The 21,664-nt window shown below is 41.7% G+C and carries 21 protein-coding genes; 13 read left to right on the forward strand and 8 right to left on the reverse strand.

What is annotated here, in order from left to right:
• The first annotated feature begins 6 nt into the window (after positions 1 to 6).
• The 7 genes from gndA to B9Y89_RS15790 all read left to right on the forward strand — a co-directional run bounded on the left by gndA (position 7) and on the right by B9Y89_RS15790 (position 7,148).
• The gene (gndA, locus tag B9Y89_RS15760) at positions 7 to 1,419 is read left to right on the forward strand and encodes an NADP-dependent phosphogluconate dehydrogenase (protein WP_085524147.1); all 1,413 of its coding nucleotides are present in this window, start codon (positions 7 to 9) and stop codon (positions 1,417 to 1,419) included.
• A gap of 476 nt (positions 1,420 to 1,895) precedes the next feature.
• Positions 1,896 to 2,666 carry a hypothetical protein gene (locus tag B9Y89_RS15765; protein WP_085524148.1) on the forward strand — a complete coding sequence of 257 codons (771 nt, stop codon included), beginning with the start codon at positions 1,896 to 1,898 and terminating at the stop codon, positions 2,664 to 2,666.
• Between the two features lie 2 nt (positions 2,667 to 2,668).
• Positions 2,669 to 3,052, forward strand: coding sequence for a GntR family transcriptional regulator (locus B9Y89_RS15770; protein ID WP_085524149.1), 384 nt, complete (start codon positions 2,669 to 2,671; stop codon positions 3,050 to 3,052).
• On the forward strand, positions 3,045 to 3,734 hold the full coding sequence (locus B9Y89_RS15775) for an ABC transporter ATP-binding protein (protein WP_085524150.1): 690 nt from the start codon (positions 3,045 to 3,047) through the stop codon (positions 3,732 to 3,734). The genes B9Y89_RS15770 and B9Y89_RS15775 overlap by 8 nt, the downstream gene beginning before the upstream one ends.
• A gap of 29 nt (positions 3,735 to 3,763) precedes the next feature.
• Positions 3,764 to 4,684, forward strand: coding sequence for an ABC transporter ATP-binding protein (locus B9Y89_RS15780; RefSeq protein WP_085524151.1), 921 nt, complete (start codon positions 3,764 to 3,766; stop codon positions 4,682 to 4,684).
• On the forward strand, positions 4,677 to 5,624 hold the full coding sequence (locus tag B9Y89_RS15785) for an ABC transporter permease (RefSeq protein ID WP_085524152.1): 948 nt from the start codon (positions 4,677 to 4,679) through the stop codon (positions 5,622 to 5,624). The genes B9Y89_RS15780 and B9Y89_RS15785 overlap by 8 nt, the downstream gene beginning before the upstream one ends.
• A gap of 144 nt (positions 5,625 to 5,768) precedes the next feature.
• Complete coding sequence (locus B9Y89_RS15790; RefSeq protein WP_254901268.1) at positions 5,769 to 7,148, forward strand: YjiH family protein; 1,380 nt, start codon at positions 5,769 to 5,771, stop codon at positions 7,146 to 7,148.
• A 145-nt stretch (positions 7,149 to 7,293) separates the two neighbouring features.
• Here the strand turns inward: B9Y89_RS15790 and ptsG are convergent, their stop codons facing one another.
• The gene (gene ptsG, locus B9Y89_RS15795) at positions 7,294 to 9,333 is read right to left on the reverse strand and encodes a glucose-specific PTS transporter subunit IIBC (protein WP_085524153.1); all 2,040 of its coding nucleotides are present in this window, start codon (positions 9,331 to 9,333) and stop codon (positions 7,294 to 7,296) included.
• Between the two features lie 181 nt (positions 9,334 to 9,514).
• Positions 9,515 to 10,360, reverse strand: a complete 846-nt coding sequence (gene glcT, locus B9Y89_RS15800; protein WP_085524154.1) for a glucose PTS transporter transcription antiterminator GlcT — start codon at positions 10,358 to 10,360, stop codon at positions 9,515 to 9,517.
• Between the two features lie 142 nt (positions 10,361 to 10,502).
• Between glcT and B9Y89_RS15805 the strand changes: the two genes are divergently transcribed.
• Positions 10,503 to 11,402 (forward strand): SDR family oxidoreductase, encoded by a 900-nt coding sequence (locus tag B9Y89_RS15805; RefSeq protein ID WP_085524155.1) that lies wholly within the window; start codon positions 10,503 to 10,505, stop codon positions 11,400 to 11,402.
• A 34-nt stretch (positions 11,403 to 11,436) separates the two neighbouring features.
• Here B9Y89_RS15805 and B9Y89_RS15810 read toward each other — a convergent pair whose 3' ends face one another.
• Both B9Y89_RS15810 and B9Y89_RS15815 read right to left on the reverse strand, forming a co-directional pair.
• Positions 11,437 to 12,066: a histidine phosphatase family protein gene (locus B9Y89_RS15810; protein WP_085524156.1), complete on the reverse strand. Its 630-nt coding sequence runs from the start codon at positions 12,064 to 12,066 to the stop codon at positions 11,437 to 11,439.
• A 143-nt stretch (positions 12,067 to 12,209) separates the two neighbouring features.
• The gene (locus B9Y89_RS15815; RefSeq protein WP_085524157.1) at positions 12,210 to 13,034 is read right to left on the reverse strand and encodes an alpha/beta fold hydrolase; all 825 of its coding nucleotides are present in this window, start codon (positions 13,032 to 13,034) and stop codon (positions 12,210 to 12,212) included.
• A gap of 301 nt (positions 13,035 to 13,335) precedes the next feature.
• Between B9Y89_RS15815 and B9Y89_RS15820 the strand changes: the two genes are divergently transcribed.
• Positions 13,336 to 14,838 carry a glycine betaine uptake BCCT transporter gene (locus B9Y89_RS15820; protein WP_085524158.1) on the forward strand — a complete coding sequence of 501 codons (1,503 nt, stop codon included), beginning with the start codon at positions 13,336 to 13,338 and terminating at the stop codon, positions 14,836 to 14,838.
• Between the two features lie 175 nt (positions 14,839 to 15,013).
• Positions 15,014 to 15,472, forward strand: a complete 459-nt coding sequence (locus tag B9Y89_RS15825; RefSeq protein WP_085524159.1) for a hypothetical protein — start codon at positions 15,014 to 15,016, stop codon at positions 15,470 to 15,472.
• A 34-nt stretch (positions 15,473 to 15,506) separates the two neighbouring features.
• Here B9Y89_RS15825 and B9Y89_RS15830 read toward each other — a convergent pair whose 3' ends face one another.
• Together B9Y89_RS15830 and B9Y89_RS15835 are read right to left on the reverse strand one after the other, a co-directional pair.
• Positions 15,507 to 15,932 (reverse strand): ester cyclase, encoded by a 426-nt coding sequence (locus tag B9Y89_RS15830; protein ID WP_085524160.1) that lies wholly within the window; start codon positions 15,930 to 15,932, stop codon positions 15,507 to 15,509.
• Between the two features lie 61 nt (positions 15,933 to 15,993).
• A complete protein-coding gene (locus B9Y89_RS15835) occupies positions 15,994 to 17,076 on the reverse strand; it encodes an undecaprenyldiphospho-muramoylpentapeptide beta-N-acetylglucosaminyltransferase (RefSeq protein WP_085524161.1) in 1,083 nt (360 codons plus the stop codon).
• 184 nt (positions 17,077 to 17,260) lie between these two features.
• On the opposite strand from B9Y89_RS15835, the gene megL reads away from it, so the two are divergent.
• Positions 17,261 to 18,478, forward strand: coding sequence for a methionine gamma-lyase (megL, locus tag B9Y89_RS15840; RefSeq protein ID WP_085524162.1), 1,218 nt, complete (start codon positions 17,261 to 17,263; stop codon positions 18,476 to 18,478).
• Positions 18,479 to 18,530: 52 nt separating this feature from the next.
• Here megL and B9Y89_RS15845 read toward each other — a convergent pair whose 3' ends face one another.
• Positions 18,531 to 18,704, reverse strand: a complete 174-nt coding sequence (locus B9Y89_RS15845; RefSeq protein WP_085524163.1) for a type II toxin-antitoxin system antitoxin — start codon at positions 18,702 to 18,704, stop codon at positions 18,531 to 18,533.
• A gap of 44 nt (positions 18,705 to 18,748) precedes the next feature.
• Positions 18,749 to 19,594, reverse strand: a complete 846-nt coding sequence (locus B9Y89_RS15850) for an SPFH domain-containing protein (RefSeq protein WP_085524164.1) — start codon at positions 19,592 to 19,594, stop codon at positions 18,749 to 18,751.
• 185 nt (positions 19,595 to 19,779) lie between these two features.
• Here B9Y89_RS15850 and B9Y89_RS15855 point away from each other — a divergent pair, with 185 nt between their 5' ends.
• Both B9Y89_RS15855 and B9Y89_RS15860 read left to right on the forward strand, forming a co-directional pair.
• Entirely contained in the window at positions 19,780 to 19,986 is a 207-nt protein-coding gene (locus B9Y89_RS15855; RefSeq protein WP_441351507.1) for an alpha/beta-type small acid-soluble spore protein, read from the forward strand.
• Between the two features lie 761 nt (positions 19,987 to 20,747).
• Positions 20,748 to 21,437, forward strand: coding sequence for a hypothetical protein (locus tag B9Y89_RS15860; protein WP_139822821.1), 690 nt, complete (start codon positions 20,748 to 20,750; stop codon positions 21,435 to 21,437).
• Positions 21,438 to 21,664 lie beyond the last annotated feature (227 nt).

The following is a 21,664-nucleotide window of genomic DNA, read 5'->3' on the forward strand; positions in this document are numbered from 1 at the left end:
AAACCTATGTCAAAACAACAAATCGGCGTTATTGGACTTGCTGTGATGGGTCGTAATCTTGCACTCAATATAGAAAGCCGCGGCTATTCTGTTGCCGTATATAATCGATCGTCCGAGAAGACCGAAACCATGCTTGAAGAGGCCCAAGGCAAGCAAGTGGTCGGTACATATTCAATTAAAGAGCTTGTTGATTCTTTGGAAAAACCAAGAAAAATATTGTTGATGGTTAAAGCCGGAAAGGCCACTGATGCGACCATTGAGCAACTGCTCCCCCACCTTGATCAAGGGGATATCCTAATTGATGGCGGGAATACTTATTTTGAAAATACGCGTCGTCGTAATCAAGATTTGGCTGAAAAGGGCATTCACTTCATCGGCACCGGGGTCTCCGGCGGTGAAGAAGGTGCGCTGAATGGCCCGTCCATTATGCCTGGGGGCCAAAAAGAAGCGTTTGACAAAGTTGAACCCATCCTTAAAGACATCGCCGCTAAAGTCGACGGTGAGCCCTGTACGACTTATATTGGTCCCGATGGTGCTGGACACTACGTTAAAATGGTGCATAATGGCATTGAATACGGCGATATGCAGCTCATTTCAGAAGCCTATTATGTATTAAAACATGTGCTGGGGCTCTCAACTGAAGAAATGGCACAAGTTTTTTCCGATTGGAATCAAGGTGAGCTTGACAGTTATTTAATCGAGATCACCGCTGATATTTTCACCAAATATGATGATAAAACCGGACAACCAATGGTCGACGTGATTCTTGATACAGCTGGACAAAAAGGCACAGGTAAATGGACAAGCCAGGATGCTCTTGGTCTAGGTGTGCCCCTTCCGATTATCACAGAATCCGTCTTTTCCCGATTCATTTCCGCTTTAAAAGAAGAACGAACAGCAGCCAGCAAAGTCTTAAGCGGACCGGATGTTGAACCATTCAACGGTGATAAAGATGACTTAATTGAAGCCGTGCGCAAAGCCTTGTATATGAGTAAAATTGTTTCATATGCCCAAGGGTTTGCCCAAATGAAGGCTGCTTCAGAAGAATATGACTGGAACCTTGAATACGGCAATATTGCGATGATCTTCCGCGGCGGCTGTATTATCCGTGCCGGATTCCTACAAAAAATTAAGGAAGCCTATGATCGCGATCCGAACTTGAACAACTTGCTTTTGGATGATTACTTTAAATCCATTGTTGAAAGTTATCAAGGGGCTTTGCGCAAAGTCAACGCTGTCGCCATGGAACGTGGCATCCCCGTTCCCGGCTTCTCTAGCGCCCTAGCTTATTATGACAGCTATCGTTCTGAGCGGCTGCCTGCTAACCTATTGCAAGCGCAACGTGACTACTTCGGTGCGCACACTTATCAACGCGTCGATCAAGAAGGCACATTCCACACGGATTGGATTAACAAATAATAATAAAATGTTCATTACCCCGCTTTCGAGCGGGGTTTTTTTGTTTACTTACACTTTGTAGAGACGAATGAAAAAGTAAATGCTTCATAAGATGGTATTCCTTTCTGTAAATTGAGCGCTCCCTCCTGAAATTGAGCACTCTTTTTTTAGGTTGATTTCCACGACAGGATGCTCGCTTTCCTCGGCGCTCTGCGCCTGTGGGGTCTCACCTGTCCCGCTCCTCCCGCAGGACTCTAGTAAGACATCTTGAGTAAGCGGCGCTGAGGAACACACTAAGTCTAAGTGTTCCGAATCTCGACACACCTGCCGCTCCAATCAACGATTTTCGACCTTTAGCTTTCATAAGTCCTATTTAAACAGCAACAATCTTTTAGAAAAGAGCCTTTTTTTCAATCCATTGACACCAATCATGTACGCGTGTATTATTTATCTAGAACACTATTACAGTCAAACAAATTAAATTTGGAGGTGATTGAATGCAAGCGTTTTGGGGGCAATTGAAGAAAGATTTTTATTTGGGACGGTCTATGATCATCATAACGATCATCGGCTTAATCGTTCTTTTCATGGTGGGACAGTTTCTTGAACTTTATTTTAATATAGAGCGCTTAGTGACAGGGCTATGGGCCATGATAATCGCTCCCCATATTTTTTATCTATGGGCTTATATGGCCGTCAGTTTAAATGTTGAAACGAACAAGTTTCACTTATGGCTGCATACGCCTTTATCCGGATTCCAATTACTTATTTCAAAATTCATCAACGGGCTAGTCGCAATGGTGATTTCTTTCGCTATTGCATGTAGTGTGTTTTTATGGATGTCATTCCAGGAATTGAATCAGGCCATATTGCTTCAATATGGTTTTATCTTGGCCGTCCATCTTTTCTTGTTTGCCATCTATATCGCTATTTGGTTCATTTTTTATTGGACCATTTTTCAGTATTTTAAAAAGAAGATCGGGTCGTTCGCATGGCTCATCATCATTGGTTTATTTATCGCCATATCCTGGGGCATGGGCAAACTCAGATCAAGCGCGCTCTATGATACGTTAACAACTTGGGGATCCATGACATCTCAGAAAGCAATGGAAAATTTAGTAGATAGTAACATCGGAGCTCTATCCTTTCAAGTCCAGCCAAATGGTGAATTAACGGTTTATGCCGGCTTCTACATTTTTTATCTTATCCTTTGTGTCATACTCATCTGGTTCTCTAGTTGGCTGCTCGATAAGAAGATTGAGGTGTAGGTATGACCAACGATTTCAATCCATCAAGACCGATTTACCTACAAATTGCTGACCGCATCATCCGGCAAATTCTAAGGCGTGAACTGAATCCCGGGGATAAACTGCCCTCCGTTCGGGATATGGCCGTTGAATCAGGGGTCAATCCTAATACCGTTCAACGAACCTACCGTGAATTAGAAGTCATGCGTGCCGTTGAATTCAAACGCGGTCAAGGAACCTTTGTGACTGAGGATCACACAGCATTAAGTGACCTTCGCAAGCAACTAAAACACGAAGAAATATCAACCTTTATTCAGCACATGACAGAGATGGGTTATACCGAACAAGAGACGATTGAAGGCGTTCGCGACTATTTGCAAACGAAAGGAGAGTCCCAAGATGATTGAATTTGACCATGTGACAAAAAAATATCTGTCGTCATTAGCATTAGACGACATTTCATTTCAATTGAAACCAGGTAAAATTACCGGTCTCGTTGGTGCGAACGGCAGTGGCAAATCCACGACATTAAAACTGATTGCCGGCCTTATCCATCCAACAAAAGGTGATATTACGATTGACGGCGAACCTGCCCACCGGCGTTTAGCAACAAAAGTAGCCTATTTATCCGAACTTGACGCCACTTACGACTTTTTCACCATTAGAAATATGTTACAATATTACAGTCAGCTTTTTCCCGACTTTGATTGGGATAAAGCGCAAGCCATCCTTGATTTTATGGATTTATCTAATGAAAGAAAAATTAAACATCTCTCAAAAGGAAACCGTGGGCGCCTCAAAATCGTTTTAACCTTAGCACGGGACGTTCCAATCATACTCATGGATGAACCCTTGTCCGGTTTGGATCCTATGGTTCGTGACGCCATCGTTAAGGGACTCATTTCGTTCATTGACTTGGACAAACAACTTGTTTTGATCACAACTCACGAAATTAGGGAGATTGAAGCTCTTTTAGATGAAGTGATGGTTGTCAAAGATGGCCAGCTGCTCGGCAGACAAGATGTTGAGACTTTAAGAGTCGAAAAAAATATGAGTATCGTTGATTGGATGAAACACGTCTATCAATAAATTTTTTACTTACAATGGAGGGACAATCAATGGCTGAACCCGTTATTCAACTCGAGAATGTCAAGAAAAATATCGGCGGAAAGACGATTATCCATGGTCTGAGTTTCGATATTTATCCAGGCGAAGTCTTTGGCTTCTTAGGACCGAACGGCGCCGGTAAAACAACGACGATCCGGATGATGGTCGGATTGATGAAACTTACCGAAGGCGACGTCATTATAAAAGGAAAAAGTATTAAAACAAACTTTCAAGATGCCATCAGTCAAGTCGGTGGAATTGTTGAGAACCCAGAAATGTACAAATTCCTAAGCGGATGGAAAAATCTTGTTCATTACGCCCGAATGGTTCCTGGGGTCACCAAAGAGCGGATGAAGGAAGTCGTTCAATTGGTGGGATTGGAAAAACGTATTAATGAAAAAGTTGGGAAGTACTCGTTAGGTATGCGCCAACGGTTGGGTCTTGCGCAGGCGTTATTACATAAACCTTCCGTATTAATTTTGGATGAACCGACCAATGGTCTGGATCCTGCCGGGATTCGTGAAATTCGTAACTATATTCGCCGCTTAGCTCAAGAAGAAGGATTGTCAGTGATTGTTTCCAGTCACTTGCTTTCGGAAATGGAATTGATGTGTGACCGGATTGGCATTCTCCAAAATGGAAAATTGATCGGTGTTCAAGCAATGAATGATTTCGTTAATGACGAAACAACCGTCCAAGTCCGTTTATCGCTGGAGCCCGATGAACAAGCCAAAACGATTTTGGAACAGGAACTTGACTTAACAGTTCAAGTTGAAGATGACGCCTTTACCATCCATACAGAACGGGAGCGCATTCCAGATATCGTGAAACAACTTGTCGATAATGATATTAAGGTGTTTGGCGTTAACGTGACATCAGGAACATTAGAAGATCGATTCTTGGAAGTGACTGGAGGGGAAGGCATTGAGTAGCTTTATCAATCTTGTAAAAAATGAAAACATGAAATTAATGTTGAAACGTTCGACCCAAATTATGACCGCTCTTTTGATTGTCTTTATTATCGGCGCGGCATTGCTGATCAAATTCACAAGCGACAGCCCTGACGCAAATGACAATGACCAATGGAAGCAGGAATTAAAAGAACAAAATCAAACCTATCAACAATCAATGGAAAAAAACGATAATGTTGATTATAAACAACAAATCGCATTAAATGAATACCGAATTGAACATGATTTAGAACCGGAAGGCAATAATGTCTGGTCATTTGTTAAAGATATGGTTGGATTGACGATGATCATAAGTCTGTTCACCATTATTGCCGCTGCGGGCAGTGTCGCCAATGAATTCAGTTGGGGAACGATTAAACTGTTACTGATCCGGCCGGTTTCCCGGGCCAAAATTCTGCTGTCCAAATACGTATCCAGTCTACTGTACGCCGTCGTTCTTATTTTGATCCTTTTCGTTGTATCGTTCATTATCGGTGGTCTATTTTTCGGGTTCGAAGGTTTAACCCATCCCGAATTGATTTACCAAGACGGTCAAGTTGACAGCGTCAATATGATCGGCTACATTTTTGCCCAATATGGCTTCAAAGTCATAAACTTAATCATGATGACCACTTTTGCGTTTATGATTTCTTCGATTTTCCGCAACAGTGCCTTAGCCATTGGTCTAGCCGTGTTCTTAATGTTGGCAGGAAACATGATTATGAACTTTTTGATGGCCTTTGGCTTTGACTGGGCCAAATACGTGCTGTTTGCCAACACAGATTTGAGTAGATACTATTCAGGATCTCCGATGTTTGATGGCATGACCTTAACATTTTCAATCGTCGTATTAGTTGTTTACTATATCATCTTCGTCGCACTCTCTTGGTGGGCCTTTACCAAACGCGACGTTGCAGCTTAAGAAAGATAAGCACGCTGAATGATCAGCGTGCTCTTTTTAATGGAAAATAGATAGTTCTGAATTTCACTTCCCCTCTACCATTCATCAGTGATTTTGGTATAATAGGCTAAATAGTGAAAGTTATATAGAAAGGAGTATTGACATTTGGAAAAGTTATCGTCGTATCGATTAGGTACTTATCTTAAATTTATTATTCCATCCATCATCGGCGTCTTTTTATTCATGATCCCCGTTCAATATACAGACCCAAGCACGGGGGAAGATGCCACTACCATTCCAATAGCCTATTTGGCTGATTTGCTTAAGGGTGAAATTGTTCAATCGATTCCTTACATTGTCACGGTCATCATTACAATTACAGCCCTTATGACATTACTGACTAAATTAGTCCACCCGAGAGGCATCATAGAGCGGCCATTTTTAAACGCTCTTTTTAACGCTAATTGGTTTTGGACAGCGGTTCGAATCTTAGGCTGTATCTTTGCGATTATGGTTGCCTTTAATATCGGCCCTGAAGCAGTCACATCTATGGCGACCGGCGGCCTCCTTTTAGATGCTCAAGAAGGCTTGCTTTCGGTGCTTTTTGTCGTCTTTTTATTTGCTGGACTGTTCTTGCCATTATTACTTGATTTCGGGTTATTAGATTTGTTTGGTACACTGATGACTAAAATTATGCGACCTTTATTTACCTTACCAGGGCGCTCAGCAATTGATTGTCTGGCTTCATGGCTTGGTGACGGAACCATCGGGGTTTTGTTAACCAATAAACAGTATGATGACGGGTATTACACGAAACGTGAAGCCGCCGTTATCGGTACTACATTCTCTGTGGTGTCCATTACTTTCAGCATCGTCGTCTTAGAAACAATGGATTTAACATCTTATATGCTGCCTTACTATTTAACAATTGTTGTGGCCGGTGTTGTCGCTGCCTTAATCATGCCCCGGATTCCACCATTGTCACGTAAAGATAATTCATATAGTGAACAGCAGGATCAGTCATCTATGAGTGAAGAGATTCCTGAGGGGCAATCGGTATTTAAATTTGGTTTACTCAAGGCCGCGAAACAGTCCAGCCAAACGCGATTGACCGATGTTGCCAAAAGCGGTGTTCAAAACGTGATTGATATGTGGTTCGCCGTGATGCCGATTGTGATGGCGATTGGTACAGGCGCACTCATCATTGCCGAAGAAACACCCATATTTGATTGGCTCGGCCTGCCATTTATTCCGCTTCTAGAATTGATGCAAATTCCTGAAGCGGCAGAAGCGAGTAAAACAATTCTCGTCGGCTTTACAGATATGTTCACCCCTGCTCTAATCGGGGCTAATATTGAAAGTGAACTGACTCGATTTGTGATTGCTTGTTTGTCAGTGACGCAGCTCATTTATATGTCGGAAGTTGGCGGTCTTCTGCTCGGTTCCAAATTGCCGATCAAATTCAGAGACCTTGTTATTATATTTCTTGAGCGAACGGTCATTACATTGCCGATCATCGTGATCATGGCCCATATTATTTTCTAAGGTGCTTTTCTAAAAGATTGTTGTTTTTTTAATTAGGATTAATGGAAGCTAGAGGTCGAAATCAATACTTAAAGAACGTTCTTTATACTTTCTTTAAGCGCAAAAAGAGTGCCCAATTAAATTGGGCACTCTTTTACTATGTTCATTATTTAATGTGAATAATATCTTTTTCAAGCTCACCCACATAACCTTGCTTGTCTAATGATAGTTGTTCTTGTTCACCTAAGTTCGTCATGATCACGGGCGTAATGGTCGATGGCGCGTTCTGTTCAAGATAGCTCCAATCCACTTCAAGCAGCACATCGCCGGCTTTAACTTCGGCACCCTCTTTGACCTTTTCAGTAAACCCTTCACCGTTCAGTTGAACCGTATCAAGGCCGACGTGGATGAGAATTTCGCGGCCGTTCGCCGTTTGCAAACCAATCGCATGCTTCGTCGGGAACACATTAACGACTTGTGCATCGACGGGCGCCACAATTGATCCTCCCTCAGGTTTGACTGCAAAGCCGTCCCCCATCATCTTCTGTGAGAAAACTTGGTCTGGGACTTCAGATAACGGTATAATCGTTCCTTTAACCGGTGCAGCAAGGTTGTCCAATGTTGAATCAGCTTCCACCGTCGCAGCAGCTTCGTGATCATTAGAAGGTGTCTGCGGTGCTTCAGACGGTGTCTTCCCAGCCATAATTTCTTGAATTTGCCCCTTTAAGGTCTCGGATTTTGGACCGAAAATCGCCTGAACATTGTTACCCACTTCAAGAACGCCAGAAGCTCCAAGATTCTTTAGCTCATCCTTACTGACTTCACCTTTGTCAGCCACACTGACACGCAGACGTGTAATACAAGCATCCAGATGTGTAATATTGTCTGAACCACCTAAACCAGCGAGCACTTTTCTCGGAAGTTCAGCACCTTCGACAGTGGTGTGTTCACCACTCTCGTCCTCATCATCTTCGCGTCCCGGGGTTTTGAGATTAAACTTGCGGATCGCAAACCGGAAACCAAAGTAATAAACAACAGCTAAAGCAAGTCCCACCGGAATCACGAGCCACCAATCTGTCTGGTTAGGCAATACCCCGAATAGAAGATAGTCAATCAATCCACCGGAGAACGTCATCCCAATTTTAACACCTAGAATATGCATCACCATAAATGATAATCCTGCAAAAATACAGTGAATCGCGAACAATAATGGAGCTACAAACAAAAAGGCAAATTCAATGGGTTCTGTAATTCCTGTTAAGAATGCCGTTAACGCACCTGAACCCATAATACCAGCAACATAAACTTTATGCTGTGGCTTTGCTTCGTGATACATCGCCAATGCTGCTGCCGGAAGACCGAACATCATAAACGGAAACTTGCCTGTCATAAATGTTCCAGCTGTTAATGGCACATTGTCTTTAATTTGTTTCATAAAAATCGCTTGGTCACCATGAACCACTTCCCCACTTTTGGAAACATAGGTTCCAAATTCAAACCAAAATGGCGAGTAGAAAATGTGGTGTAGACCAAATGGAATTAATGAACGTTCAATTACGCCGAAAATAAAGGCTGCCAATGTACGGTTTTGATCAAGCATAAAATGCGAGAAAGCATTCAGCCCACCCTGAATAGGTGGCCAAATGACGATCATAAGACCAGCTACAATAAAAGCTGAGAAGGCCGTCACAATCGGCACAAACCGTTTACCTTGGAAAAATCCTAGATATTGCGGCAACTCAATATTATGAAATCGATTGTAGAGCACCGCTGCAAGCACACCGATAATAATTCCGCCGAATACACCTGTTTGCACGGTAGGAATTCCTAACACTTCAGTAAATGCTTTTGAGCCTTCAATATCACTGGCTTCAATACCTTTGAATGCACCCATGGCAACGTTAAAGATAAGATAGCCAACTATTGAGGCTAGACCGGCACTGCCTGCTCCATCCGCAAGACCAATGGCCACACCAACCGCAAATAATAAAGCTAAGTTGGAAAAGACAATATCACCAGATGACTCAAGTACTGTTGCCAATAGTTGAACCCAATCCGCTTTCAAAGCGGGAATGACTGCCAAAGTTTGCTCTTCACTTAACGCCGTTCCAATGCCAAGAAGCAGTCCGGCTGCCGGCAGTATCGCGACCGGTAGCATGAGCGAACGACCAATGCGTTGTAATACGCCAAAGAGTTGTTTAAACACAACCGTTGCCTCCTTTTAAATATAACTATTGATTGATGAAAGCAAAATGATACTCACACAAACAAAAAAGGCATGAGTAAAAAGATACCTGGAAGCATACACCTCACCTAATAGTGGATGTGCTCCAAACATCTTTTCACTCATGCCTGATCACGTCAGTAACACGTCAAAAAGTTGTTGGTTACTCGTTTTTGGTTGTAAACCTTTGCAAATGAAGTGTTAAATAGACGGCTTCTGCCTCATCAATGGTCTGATGAAGTTCTTGTTGCATGATTTTAATCATTTTCCATGCTAGATTATAACACAAAGGGTATTGCGCTTTCAATAAATTTTTCATAAGATCTGATTCATGTAACTGCTCTCCCTTTTTTACCCTTTCTAACGTGTATCTGAGATGTCGAATGAATCTTAAATAGTGGGTACTGTTTGTATCTATAGCAATGCCTAGTTCATCTTCAACAATTTGTAAAAGTCGGCTAATTAACTGAGAATAACGGTTCAGTTCTTGAAGATTGGTTTCTGTTAACGCACTATGAATATGTAAGGCGATAAATCCCGTTTCTCCTTCCGGAAGATTCAACCCCAACCGCATTTCAATCATGCTTGTCACATGACGTGCTATTTTATATTCATCGGGATATAAAGCCTTAGTTTCATGGAGAAATGGGTTTGTGATCGGCAGCCCTTGCTGCAAGCGTTTAACAGCAAAAGCAATATGATCGGTCAAAGCAACATGGATATGTTCGTTCAAAGATGAACCTGACATTGTCTCAATATCATCAATAATATCGTGCATCAAAGCAATTAACGGCTCATCAACATTAGCAATAATTTGTTTATATTGCTCTTGTTCATCCGGACTTTCTAAGACAAAGACTTTTTCTATATGGTCAGTGGCAATGGCTTGTCCAGCTTTCTTTCCAAATCCAAGCCCTTTACCAATCAAGACCACTTCATCATCGTCCCCTCTGTCAGCGATCAGCACATTATTATTGAGAATCTTGGTTATTTCATAATGAATTGCCATCTCCTCCGCCCTTCCTTACACAAGCGATTCCAATCACTCATTATCCAAAAAGCACTTCATTCTGTCAATTCAAATGCTGTTATACATGAAAACACTATACATGTCTAAACTAATCCTAATAACAGACCAGAGGTGACAATAAATGTATCCGGAGATGCCCTATTACGGCGAAAAAACAAAGAACAAAAAAGAAACCTTAACCTTCCCACCCCAGAGTCAACCGACATTGCCAGGTCAAGAACAAGAGATGGACCCTAGACCCATTGTCGATAATCCCGAATATCAAGGTAGTCAGAAACTTAAGGGGAAAACGGCTATCATCACAGGGGGTGACAGCGGTATTGGAAAAGCAGCCGCCATTGCATTTGGCAAGGAAGGCGCAAATGTCATGATCGCTTATTTGAACGAACATCAAGATGCCGAGGAAACTCAAAAAATCATCCGTTCACTGGGTGGAGAGTGCCTTTTAGTGCCTGTGGATCTATCAAAGACCAGCGCAGCGCAAAAAGTCGTGCAACAAACTCTTAACGCCTATTCACAAATTGACATTTTAGTGAATAACTGCGCCACCCAATATCCGCAAAAAAGTATCATGGATATTACCGAACAACAGCTTGAATTAACATTTAAAACGAATATTTTCTCATATTTTTTTATGATTCAAGCGGTTCTACCTCACATGAAATCAGGAGCCTCGATTATTAACACAACGTCGATTACTGCCTATAAAGGCAACAAAGAGTTAATTGATTATTCCGCGACCAAAGGGGCGGTTACCACATTAACCCGGTCATTATCCTTATCGCTTGCAGATACAGGGATTCGTGTTAACGGAGTCGCTCCAGGACCGATTTGGACTCCGCTGATTCCAGGATCGTTCACGGAAGACAATGTATCAACTTTTGGAAATAATACACCGATGAAACGCGCTGGTCAACCGTTTGAATTAGCCCCTGCGTACGTCTATCTAGCATCTGATGATTCTGCTTTTATGAACGGACAGGTTTTACACATTAATGGCGGTGACATTGTCAATGGATAAAGAGCAGATAAAAGCCGGTGAGATGCTCACCGGCTTAATCCTTAGCTGAAATCGGATCACTAAAATGTGACGTATCAGCATATAGAGCAATATTCGTTTCCTCTTCATCAATATCAACCACGGACAAACTTGTACCGTGTATGTAAGGACCTTCCCACAATTTTTCTAAAGGACGCTGTTCAAAATAACTCAACAATATTTTTAAAACAACTGAATGGGTAACAATGAGTATATTTTGATCCGTAAAATCTCGTATCAAATGTTTCAAACGCGGTAATACACGTTCACGAACATGGTAGAAATCTTCCCCTTGATCCGTTTTAAATAAATGGGGCTGCTCCCAAAACAGCTGATGCCGCTCAAGATCTAATGCCTCGATCTCATCCTTCGTCTGACCTTCCCACTCGCCAACATCCATTTCAAGAAAATGTTCGTCGCGGTGGATCACTGCATCCCGTTGTCCCTTTATAAGTTCAGCTGTTTGAATCGCTCGCTTGCTTGGTGATGAGATAATCACATCAATCGATTCATCATTCAACTTCCTCGCTAGTTCTTGGGCTTGTTTGTACCCAAGGTCTGTTAATGGTGAGTCGGCCCGACCTTGCATCCGCCCGTTGGCATTCCACTCTGTCTCCCCATGTCGGGTTAAGAGCAAGCGTATCATGAATCAACCCTCCCACGAAATCTACAATGTATCAAAACACTCTCCTACATGATGCTTGTTATCCATGGTGTGAAGAACCGAGATGTGTTGACATTAATATATTCGTTATCATTAAAGCAATTCCTCTTAAATGTCGAAAAGTTTCAAGATAAGAAACGATTAATAGCGGCACTAACTTGTTGGGGACGCTCCTCAGGCAGAAGATGGCCTGTCTCATCAAACGCCTGTAATTGGGCGTTGGGAAGATCCTGCAAGAATCTTTCGCCTGTTTTAAGGGGGACCACTTTATCTTCTTTCCCCCACAAAAGCAGAACAGGCTGCTTGATATCAGAGAGCTGTTTTGCGTTCATATCTCCTTCTCGATGCCGTGCTAATCGTTTTAATGAATGGTAAAAGTCAATCCGCTTCAACGGTTTTAAATAAGCCTCCATCATATCTTGAGTGATGGCTGAACGATTATAAACGACTAATGAAAATTGCTGGGTTACATCATTTTTATTCATATAATAACGCAGAAGATAACTGCTGAACGGTAAGTAAGTGGCCAACTTCAATTTTTTATTGACACGCCCCATATAGCCGGCAACCGACAAACCGATCACTTTTTGAATACGACCGGGACTTTGTCTAGCCGTATTGAGGCAAATTTGTCCCCCCATTGAATGGCCAATAAGCACTGCTCTAGAAATCGTCAATTGATCCATAAATGACAAAATGAGCCGACCGTAATTTTCTAAAGAGTAATGGAATGTTTTCGACTTTTCGCTATCGCCAAATCCAGGTAAATCCAACGCATAAATGGTATATGAATGCGCTAGGTGAGGATATAGAAACCGGAAACTGAACAAAGATGATAAATAACCGTGCACGAAGATAAGAACCGGTTTTGCTTCTTCAGTGGGACAACCATGTACCTCGTAATAAATGATGACACCGTTAACCTCCATGGTCTTACCTGCTTGAGTCAATCACATCAAACCTCCTTATCCACTGAATCTTTATCATATCATAAAGGCCCTCTCAATCCTTATAATCGTATCATCATTACATATCTAATATATCGTTTGAAACCTTTATTCACCCTATGATTAAATGGTGTTCGCGGATAATGATTGATCCGTCGATTGAAGATACTTCACTAATATGGCATACATAATGATTGACGTCTTTATAAAAGAATAAGGTCTGGATAACTTACATGAATGCCATTGGATTAGGACAATCTAACAATAGTGAACGTTAACGGATAAGAATAAGGAAGGTGAGCACATGAAAAAAGGGAAACTGACCACAGTCTTTATTATTTCTGTCATAATGTCTTTTGCTTTTGTATTATGGGGAGCGTTTGCGCCCGACAATCTTAGCAATGTGACAACAACGATTCAGACTTTTTTACAACTAAAATTTGGCTGGTTTTATTTAATTTCCAGCAGTATTTTTCTTATTTTCTCCATATATTTGATTTTCTCACGTTGGGGTAAAATCAGATTAGGAAAAGATGATGATCAACCTGAATACAGTCTTATTAGTTGGTTCGGGATGTTATTCAGTGCCGGCATGGGTATTGGATTGGTGTTCTGGGGGGTTTCTGAACCTCTATCGCACTATGCGGTTCCGCCTTTTGGTGAGCCGAAATCAGAACAAGCCGCTAAACTAGCGCTAAGATACTCTTTCTTCCATTGGGGATTGCATCCATGGGGAATTTACACGGTCATTGCCTTATCACTTGCGTACTTTAAGTTTAGAAAAGGCGTTCCAGGTGTGATCAGTGCAACATTTCAACCCCTTTTAGGCGATAAAATTCATGGTCCTATCGGGAAAATCATTGACATTATCGCCGTCTTTGCAACAATATTCGGTGTCGCAACGTCACTGGGATTGGGTGCCATTCAAATCAGCAGTGGTGTTTCTTATATCAGTGATATTCCAAAAACAACGGGTGTTCAATTCATCATCATATTAATTGTGACTGTTTTGTTCATGTTATCGGCCATTTCCGGTCTTGGCCGAGGGATTAAATGGTTAAGTAACACCAATATTTTGCTCGCTGGCTTGCTTATGGTTTTCCTATTGTTCGCTGGACCGACGAATTTCTTGTTGAACTACTTCACATCAACACTGGGCAGTTATTTGCAAAACTTGCCAAAAATGAGTTTTCGGTTAGCCCCATTTGATGAACAGTCAGGCCAATGGATTCAAGACTGGACGATTTTCTATTGGGCATGGTGGATTGCTTGGTCACCCTTCGTTGGAACGTTCATTGCCCGTGTATCCAGGGGAAGAACCATCCGTGAATTTGTCATTGGTGTCTTGGCCGTCCCCACCATCTTTAGTGCACTATGGTTCGCTGTATTCGGCGGTTCCGGTGTGTATTTGGATAAATTCTTAGGAAACGACGTTTCATCTGTCGTTCAAAAGCAGTATGAAATCGGTCTGTTCGCAGTCTTAGATTACTTCCCAATGTCAACAGTGATGACGCTAATAGCCATTCTTTTGATTAGCTCGTTCTTCATCACTTCAGCTGACTCAGCGACCTTTGTTCTCGGTATGCAGACATCGAATGGTAAGTTAAATCCTTCTCTAGCCATTAAACTTTGCTGGGGGGTCATCCAATCAGCGGCAGCCGCTGTACTCTTGTTCTCAGGGGGACTGAATGCTTTACAAACCGCCTCAATTATTTCGGCATTTCCATTTGCATTTATCTTGCTGTTCATGATCGTTTCCCTAGTCAAAGCGTTAAAAGAAGAACAACCAAAGCAAAGACGCTACTAACTCATCCCCGGCGGATCACACACCCTGTGTGATTCGCTTTTTATTGATCTTACAATAATTTCACCAGTCAAAGAATATTCCTTTCCTTACCGTCAATAATAATATATAGGAGACCAATATTCTTGCCCATAAGAAGCAAATAGCATAACTAAGTTTTAGCCAAGGACTAGATATCATGAGAGCAACCGAATCACTACTTTGGAGTATTGCACTACCGGGGTTTGGGCAGTTACTTAATCGAAAGTACATCAAAGGTATTCTTTTTATTATATTGGAGTTTACCATCAATGTTCAAGCGAACTTCAATGTTATTATTAAGCACAGCTTCCAAGGTGACATTGAACAAGCCATTAATTCCTGTAATTACAGTTGGTTAATGTTTTACCCTTGTGTTTACCTATTTGCTGCTTGGGATGCGTTCCGTGACGCCGGTGGTCGGCAGTCCCCTTATACATTTTTGCCGTTTGTTTTTGCGGCCTATTTTGTCACGGTAGGTCTGATATTTTCCGACCAACCTATTTTCCATATTTTGTTTGGCCCTGTTTGGTTACCTATTTTAGCACTGATTCCTGGTGTTTTAATCGGCTTTATCATTCGGACCATTCTAATAAGGATTCATAATTCCCTTGATTAAAGCAGCGGTCACTATGATCGCTGCTTTTCAGTCATTATTCAGGTAAGTGCCCCAGTTGTTGCAGGACTTGTAGATCGCTCATTTCACACCAGATCTCTTTAATCTTTTTCCTGTTATTAATATGAAGCATAATCATGCCGGTTTCCTTAATTGTTTGACCTTTTCCTTTTATATTTAATAGTCCTCCCCAATAAGCAGCCTTCGCTTGATATCTAACGACAATAATATTACTTTCCTGAATCACATCTTGGATCTCCCAGGAATGATCTTGAAACGTTTGTCGATACCAATCAAGCCAGTTTTTAAACTCATCACGGCCTAGCAATTCTTTTTGGTGACCCTGGCCATGAAACGTGCAGTTAACAGTGAGCATATCGTCAACAGCGTCGTGAGAGCCCCTTGTAAAAATATCGTCAAACCAGCGTTGGGCAATGTGTTTACCCGGTTTCATCGTTTGCATAAAACCCCTCCTGGTCTCTTATTATTGGCAGGTTAGAGGTTAAAAAAACGCCGGATGGTGCTCATCCGGCGTTAGCTAACTCATGAATCAAGCGTACAATCCGGCTTGCCGGTTCTTCAGCATTATCATGGGTCATATTACTGATATATTGCTGGCGGGCTGTATAAAGCTGATCCACCGCCTTAACAAATGTATCGTCGGTTATCGCTTCTTCTTCCATCACTTTTGCATAGCCTAATCTTTCAAACGATCGAGCATTCAAAATTTGGTCACCACGACTAGCCTGACGTGACAGCGGAATGAGTAACATAGGGATTTTTAATGCTAGAAATTCAAAAATCGAATTAGAACCCGCTCTTGATACCACCAGATCGGTCATGGTCAAAACATCAGGCAAGGCCTCATTTAAATACTCAAATTGTATGTAACCCGGTTTATTAATCGTCTCATCGACTTGACCTTTGCCACAAAGGTGGACAATTTGATAATGATTCAAAAGATGATCTAAATTATGGCGGATGGTCTCATTGATCTGCTTAGCCCCAAGACTGCCACCCATGATAAGCAGAACAGGTTTTTGTTTGGTGAAACCGCACAGCTTACGACCTTTGGCTGGATCACCTGCTTTTAACGTTTCACGAACAACAGCTCCAACATATTCCGTTTTCTCCGATTTAATATATTCTTTAGTCTCTGGAAATGTAGTGCAAATTTTGGTCGCAAACGGCATGGCTAGTTTGTTAGCTAACCCGGGTGTCAGATCCGATTCATGAATCATCACCGGAACCCGGTTCAACCAAGCACCAATGACGACAGGAACGGAGACAAAGCCACCTTTTGAGAAAATGATCTCGGGCTGTTCACGACGAATGAGCCGCATCGCTTGAATGACACCACCCATGACTTTAAATGGATCTTTGAAGTTCTGCCAATCAAAATAACGCCTGAGCTTACCCGTCGAAACAGTATCATAAGGGATATCCAGTTGAGATATAAGATCTTTTTCAATGCCGGTCTTGGAACCAATATATCGCGTTTCCCAACCTTCTTCTTGTAAACGGGGAATTAAGGCGAGATTAACACTGACGTGACCTGCAGATCCACCGCCTGTCAACATAATTGTTCGCTTCTTTGTCTTCTTCATGATGGAGGTTTCACCCATTCTTTAAAAAAATCATACATCATTCTGTATGTATTTTACACGACTTACGTTCATAACAGAACACTTCTAAACAAATCCTCTTGTTGAAAACGCTTTCTTTTGCCGTTCATTTATCTTATAGTATATAAAGAAGCCTTTTTGAATGAATTAAAGGAGGAAAAGACATATGGGCCAACATCGACGTTTCGAAACCCAAGTGATTCATCATGGGTATCAACAAGAGAGCGACCAAGGCAGCTTAGTACCACCATTATATCAAACATCGACTTTTGCTTTTGACAGTGCCGAACAAGGTGAACAGCGATTCGCTGGTGAAGCGGAGGGCTATGTTTATTCACGTCTAGGTAATCCTACAGTAAAATTGTTGGAAAAGCGTATGGCAATATTGGAACAAGGTGAAGCAGCACTAGCTTTCGGTTCAGGCATGGCCGCTGTTTCAGCCTTACTTTTTCATCTTACAAAATCTCATGATCACATCCTTTGTTCTGAAGGGGTGTATGGCTGTACATTTGGATTATTACAGTTAATAGAGAAAAAGCATCACATCAGCCATGATTTGATTGCTATGACGGATGAGGATGGGCTTCGAGCGGCGATTCAAGAAAACACTGCGGTTATTTATGTAGAAACGCCGATCAATCCAACGATGACGGTTATTGACTTAGAAATGGTTACCAATGTCGCCAGAGACTACGGGATTCCCGTCGTTGTCGACAATACATTTTGTTCACCTTATTTGCAAAAGCCTTTAACTTTAGGATGTGACTATGTGATTCATAGCGCCACCAAATATATTGGCGGGCACGGAGATGTCGTAGCTGGTATCGTTGCCGGTCCCGAAGAATCATTAAATGACATGGCGATGACAACGCAAAAAGATATCGGAGGTGTGCTTTCCCCTTTTGATGCGTGGCTGTTAATCCGCGGGTTAAAGACACTCCCGATTCGACTGGACCGTCATTGTGATAATGCTAGGCAATTAGCCACCAAACTGAAAGCTCATCCCATGGTGGACCATATTTATTATCCAGGTGATCCGTCTTTTTCACAATATACTGTTGCGGAAAAACAGATGCATGCGCCGGGCGGGATGATTACTTTTACTATTAATGGAACAAAAGAAGATGCTCAGTCATTCCTTAATACATTAAACCTAATAAAAATCGCTGTCAGTCTTGGGGATGCGGAAACCCTTATCCAACATCCGGCAACCATGACCCACGCCGTTGTTCCGAAAGCCGATCGCGCAAAAATGGGCATCAGTGATTCACTTCTCCGTCTATCCGTCGGTCTTGAAGCCTGGGAGGATATCTGGGAAGACCTTGAGCAAGCCCTGAATGTTATTCAAGATCAGACAACACAAAGTGGGCAAGTCAACGGATAGAAATAAGGACTAAAACATGAGCCGCCTTGCATGTTTGGCAAGACGGCTCAATTTAATTATCCTTTTTGTCATCATGGCTGGGCAAACGTCCCGCTTTTTTGGCAGCTTCACGGAGTAAAAATTCAACGTGACTGTTGACACTGCGGAATTCGTCTTTTGCCCATGATTGAAGAATATCATATAGTTGTGGGTCTATGCGTAACGGAAAGTTCTTCTTTTTTGCCATATAAACCCTCTTTTACTGCGCCCTTATTCACGGGAGTGTCATAGTTATTGATAGAGACTGCCTGTATTGACAACGGGTTGCGAGCCGTTTTCAGACACAATAGACACAAGCAGATTGTTAATCATTGTTACGCGTCGTTCATCATCAAGATCAATCACACCATCTGTCTCTAGCCGTTTGATCGCATCTTGGGCCATACCGACAGCTCCATCGACAATTTGCTTCCGGGCGGAAATGATCGCCGATGCTTGCTGTCTTTGCAACATCGCTTGGGCGATTTCCGTCGAATACGCTAAGTGAGTCAAGCGTGTCTCAATCACTTCAACACCTGCAACCTTAAGACGTTCTTGTAACTCTGTTGTCAGTTCATGCGACACTTCTTGAGCATTGCCTCTCAAGGTTAGTTTAACATCTTCAAACGTATCATAGGGATATTTAGTTGCCACATGTCGGATTGCGGTCTCACTCTGAATTTCCACAAATTCTTCATATTGATCAACATCAAATACTGCCTTAGCCGCATCAACCACTTTGAAAACAATAACCGCAGCAATTTCTACCGGATTACCCTCAACATCGTTCACTTTTAGACGCTTACTGTTAAAATTTCTGACCCGCAAAGAAATCGTCCGACGGATTGTAAAGGGGATCGTCATGAAAATCCCCGCTTCACGGATACTTCCCATGTATTTGCCGAGAAAAAGCACCACAACCGATTGATTAGGTTGAACAATTGTGATCCCTGAAACTAAAACAATGGCCACAACGACGAGCAAAATACCTGGTATCACTTGTTCTTGGAGTAAACTATACACCCCGCCTCCGGCCAAAACAACCATCACCAATATTCCGAGAAACCCATTCATCGCCCACGCTTTGCTTTCCTGCATCAACGCTCACCACTTCCCCATTTTTGTTTTTGTGACATCATTATTTCAATATTATATTAATATCACTTTTGTATATTTATGTTAAGTGATTATCATAAAAATATCGCTTTTGTTGAAGGGCATTTTTCCATATAATGTTTTCGATTATGCCTTTGTCTTCTGGATAAGCTAATCGATAAGGAGGGATTTCTTTGTCAAGCAATCGTTCGATCATGCCGAATCAGCAATCTGACAATAATAAATATGAGATTGCCGAGGAAAACAATATTCCGTTGAAGGAAGGTTACAACGGTGATATTACAGCTGAACAGGCAGGTAAAATTGGCGGCGAAATCGGCGGTAACAAAGTCAAAGATCTCATTCGCCAAGCTGAACAGAATTTAAAAAAGTAACCCTCCAACGAAAGGATGCCCCTTAAATTTAAGGGACATCCTTTGTATAGCCTAATAGCGCCTACATCCTGAACTTCCACGTCTTCTTCTTCGACCGGTACTTTTATGACCCGGTGACCTGTGCCCACTTTTTCTGCGGCCAGGGCTTCTGCGACCCGGACTTTTCCGACCTGGGCTTCCTGGGCCTCGTCTTCCTGGACCTGTCCGTCGAGGTCGGCTTCTGCGAACCGGGCTGGCCTTTTTCCGACTTGTTTTCCTACCCCCTGTACATCTTCGCCTTGATGAGCGTTTGGATTCAACTGGATCATTATACAGATAAGAATGATCTTCAACCATTAACAGAATCTCATTCATATCATCTTTGAACATAACAGTATCCCTCCAATATTATATCTAAGAAGAAATGAGGCTTTTACTAAAATTCATTTCTTGGTAAGCATAATATGACAAAAAATACTTTCAGTTTGGACATTCATATAAGCATAAAGGATTTTGTACAAATGACATCTTAAGTCATTTGTCATTAATATATAAACAGTTCCTCTCCAATTAAGCAGAAATATTTCGATTGCTCACTGCCTCCTATGTCCTCCATTCATTTTGGCTATAGTAACTTACCAATGACCAAATAAGTAAAATAACTATTTTTCAAAGATTTAATCAAATTGTCTATACCTCTGTCACACCATGGTACATATACTGCAGTGAAAGCTGTTGAATAGATTTATTAAGGAGGAAACAGAATGAGGAATCACGATTCTATGGAAAAATTATTGGACTATCAAGGGAAAAATGTAAAAGTTAATTTCGGTGGGCCTGAATCTCGAAGTGGAAGGCTACTAATTGTCAAATCTGACTATCTGGCTATTAATACCGAGCGGGATGGCGTATGCTATTACCAATTAAAACATGTTAAAGGGGTATCCATTGATTCAAAAGATCATTCACGAACATCAGGAAGACACAATCATTGTTATGAGGAAAATGACTTTGTTGAAATATTAAGATGTTTCAAGCATAAAAGAATCAAAATTAACCGAGGCGGTCCTGAGAGTATTGAAGGTGTCTTAAATAATATTTTCGACCACCATCTAGAAGTAACAATCAATGATGAGATTATTTTTGTATCCATCTATCATATAAAAAGTGTTAGTCAAATATCCAATTCAAAACATTCAGGGCATCGAAGATCTTCTCACGGAACAGGTCATAGAAAAAGTCATAGAACAGGTCACAAACATTCCTCTGGTTCAAAAGTATATGATGCCATGAAAAAGGCTGATAAAAGCGGGACCAGAAAATATATGTACAATGATCCGTCCGAATCTTCCCATTCAAGTCATTCAAAAGGAAAGAAAAGTTCTAGACGTTCACAGGAGTCAAAGGGCGAGAGACCTCACTGGCATTCAAAACAACGTATGCTTCGTGGAGGATGGATTAAATTATCGTAACCAATGGCCAGTAATCAATCGAAACTTTCACCCAATGCCTCTACTTCAGTTAAGAAATTTCGGCTATTTTATACTTCCACTCGGGGTGAACTAAATGGTTAGGATTATGGGCATGGTCTTATTAGAAATTTATGCAGATGATTAGAATTTTTTTAGACAGGTAACCCCCATGCCCTCAATTATTATGCTCTGGAAACTAGGGACCTTAATTTAAGCAGAGATTAATG

Source organism: Tuberibacillus sp. Marseille-P3662, assembly GCF_900178005.1.
GTDB lineage: Bacteria > Bacillota > Bacilli > Bacillales > Sporolactobacillaceae > Marseille-P3662.